Raw genomic sequence first — 1,240 nt, 5'->3', positions numbered from 1 at the left:
TAGTTGATTTGATTTTAATATACCGTAAAAAGAAAGATTCTCTGTCTCTAAGTTTCTCCAAAATCTGAACAGTACTTAGGGAATGAATAAATATCCCGGATAATTACGAGAAAAGATAATCGGAAACTGCAGCTTTATAAAAAATAATATTATGAAAAAACAGTGTGTTGGCATTGACATATCCAAGGATCATCTTGATTGCTGTATCGGATGTATAGATTCTGACCAGAATCATAAGCTGCAAAATAACAAAAGGTTTTCGAATAATGAAACCGGTTTTAAGGCACTGCTGAATTGGGTTTCAGATCTTCAGGTTACAGAAAATTTGATGTATGTAATGGAAGCTACAGGAGTTTATTATGAAAATCTGATTTATTATCTCACAGAAAACGACTGTAAAGCATCGGTTTTATTGCCCAATATGGTAAAACACTATGTCAAAAGTTTGAACATAAAGACGAAAACGGATAAGGTAGATGCTGAAGTTTTATGTAGGCTGGGCTTGGAAAGAAGACTTGGATTTTGGCAAAAACCATCCGGAATCATGCGGGAGCTTAAGTTCTTAAGCAGAGAGTATCGTGAGATAAAATATAAAATAAATCAGGTCAAAAACCAGCTTCATGCAAGGTTTTACAGTTATCAATGCCCTGAAAGTACAGAACAAAGATTAAAAAGACAGATTGCATTGCTCGAAACTCAGGCACTGGAGATAGAGGCAGAGATAAGAACTTTGGTGATGACAGACCGCTCTTTTTATGATAAAATACAGCGGGTATGCACGATCCCGGGAGTGAGTTTTATAACAGTTGTTTGCGTTGTGGCTGAAACAAATGCATTTGCCTTAATCTCCAATTCCAAACAGCTTACCAGTTATGCAGGTCTTGATATACAGCAGAACCAGTCTGGGAGCAGAGAGGGAAAAACAAGAATTTCGAAAAAAGGAAACAGCTTTATTCGGTACGCGCTCTATATGCCGGCATTGTGTGCCAGTAGATTTAATCCCTCGATGAAATCTTTTTACAAAAATTTAACGGAACGGAAACCTGCAAAAAAAATAGCGGTAACAGCCGTAGCGAGAAAGTTATTGTGTTTAATCTACGTTCTCTGGAAAAAAGAGGAAGAATTCAATATGAATTATGAAGAAAATAAAAATACAGACAGGGTTTCGCCTGTCTGAACGGGATAAACAATAGCTTTCCCAAAAAATAGTTTAAACAAATTTAAAAAATAATTTGCATAT

The 1,240-nt window shown here is 35.8% G+C and carries 1 protein-coding gene; it reads left to right on the top strand.

The window, feature by feature from the left end; genetic code table 11:
• Positions 1-151: 151 nt before the first annotated feature.
• Positions 152-1,177, top strand: coding sequence for an IS110 family RNA-guided transposase (locus tag QWT87_RS20995; protein WP_302718678.1), 1,026 nt, complete (start codon positions 152-154; stop codon positions 1,175-1,177).
• Positions 1,178-1,240 lie beyond the last annotated feature (63 nt).

Origin of the sequence: Chryseobacterium urinae (assembly GCF_030518295.1) — a bacterium.
GTDB classification, from domain to species: Bacteria; Bacteroidota; Bacteroidia; order Flavobacteriales; family Weeksellaceae; genus Chryseobacterium; species Chryseobacterium mucoviscidosis.
This window is presented reverse-complemented; position numbering and strand designations above follow the sequence as displayed.

Excerpts from the sequence above, each read along its gene's own strand:
- QWT87_RS20995 (WP_302718678.1), top strand. The coding sequence starts at position 152 with ATGAAAAAACAGTGTGTTGGCATTGACATATCCAAGGATCATCTTGAT.